3 protein-coding genes are annotated in these 1,443 nt (G+C 43.2%); 1 reads left to right on the top strand and 2 read right to left on the bottom strand.

Translation table 11 applies throughout. The features are described from left to right. The coding region (locus tag A3762_RS16395; protein WP_068756665.1) for an AraC family transcriptional regulator at nucleotides 1-822 on the top strand (822 nt) is incomplete at its 5' end. Between the two features lie 9 nt (nucleotides 823-831). Here the strand turns inward: A3762_RS16395 and A3762_RS16390 are convergent. After that, on the bottom strand, nucleotides 832-1,155 hold the full coding sequence (locus tag A3762_RS16390; protein WP_068474017.1) for a phage integrase N-terminal SAM-like domain-containing protein: 324 nt from the start codon (nucleotides 1,153-1,155) through the stop codon (nucleotides 832-834). A gap of 80 nt (nucleotides 1,156-1,235) precedes the next feature. Beyond that, nucleotides 1,236-1,443 (bottom strand): acyl-CoA-binding protein (locus A3762_RS16385; protein ID WP_068756663.1); only part of this gene is annotated, 208 nt, incomplete at its 5' end.

Here is a 1,443-nt window from a genome sequence, read left to right as displayed (position 1 = left end):
ATCGGTTTAAAGGTAGGCCTACCGAGCTTTGGATTAATCGGCCAAGCAATGGCTAGCAGCGCGAGTCTCAAGCACGCGCTTGATATTGCTCTTCGTTATAGCCAAGAAGTATTTCATTTCACCAACATCAATTATCACGTTAAGAACGACAATTTCGATTTACAATGGGAAATAGCTCATGCAGAGGATGAAGAGCTAAAAGACTTCTACATTTCTAGAGATTTTGGCGCTTGCTTAACAATCATGCGCTCATCAGGTCATAACATTCCGATCAAGAAGCTGAGCACGAGCTTAAGTGATGAAGTCTTAAGTAAAGAAATCGTCGAGGAATTGTCTTGCGATGTAAATGTGGAATCGAAGGTAATGTCAATTACTGTCGATGAAAAGCTACTTCATCTACCTATGCCACTGTTAAATGCGCAAGCCAGCCAAACACTAGAGTCTCTCTGCTATACACAAATTGCTCTCCCCAACACTAATGAGAAAATGAGTCTGAGTGAGAAGATAGGGCAATTACTGAGACAACATCAATACATTCTGACACGCGACGATGCTGCGAACGCATTGTGTGTTTCTTCACGCACACTTGCTCGCCACCTTCTTAACGAAAAAACTACTTGGCGAACATTAGTTGCAACCCAGCGTATCGCAGAAGCCAAGCATCTACTTTCACACAGTGATGACAGTATCGAGTTAATTTCAGAAAAAGTAGGATTCAGCTCAAGCAGCGCTTTCTCTTTAGCGTTTAAAAGGGCATGCGCAAAAACGCCGAGCGAATATAGAAAGCACTATTCGATTCAAGCAAAAACTAAGACTGCCTAAAAGCTAAGCTTATTTGGAAGATGGAAGTGCGTAAGCAGACTCTTCTAATGGGCGCTTTAAGACCTGACTATAGAAGAACTCGAGCGCCTGACGCGCTTGATTAAGACGAGCTCGCGAAGGAGACAGACGACGCGTCACGTGTCGCAAAAATTCTTTCACGTTTTTCTCGTTCAAGCTAAAGGGGTTAGATAATCCGTTAAATGTAAGATACTGTGCGATCCACTGCTCGTAAGTATGGAATGTACGCTCACATAAAGCGTTCTTCTGACATACTTTTGTCATACGATCCGCAAGCCCTGGCTGAGCTTCATCTAGAACAATCTTCGCATCCATGTTGACCGCCTGAACTATCTTTCTTATTTAAGTGTGCGCACTTTACCAGATTATGCAAAGCACGCAAATACTCAAAAGACCTAAGCTTTTAACTCTTCAATTGCATCGATGTATTGCTGCATCGCTTCATCTGCACTCGCACCTTTAAGGTCTTCCCATGCTTGATATTTAGCGCGACCAACGAAGTCCATCATGCCAGGTTTTTTACCTGTCACATCACCTTCTGTAGCTTGCTTGAACAAAGCGTACATCTTTAGCTTAAGCTCGTTCGATGGCTGAAAGTCACCT

The sequence above is a fragment of the Oleiphilus sp. HI0125 genome, from assembly GCF_001635355.1.
This window is presented reverse-complemented; position numbering and strand designations above follow the sequence as displayed.

Bases quoted from the DNA above. Each gene is read 5' to 3' on its own strand.
- A3762_RS16390 (WP_068474017.1), bottom strand. From the start codon at position 1,155: ATGGATGCGAAGATTGTTCTAGATGAAGCTCAGCCAGGGCTTGCGGAT.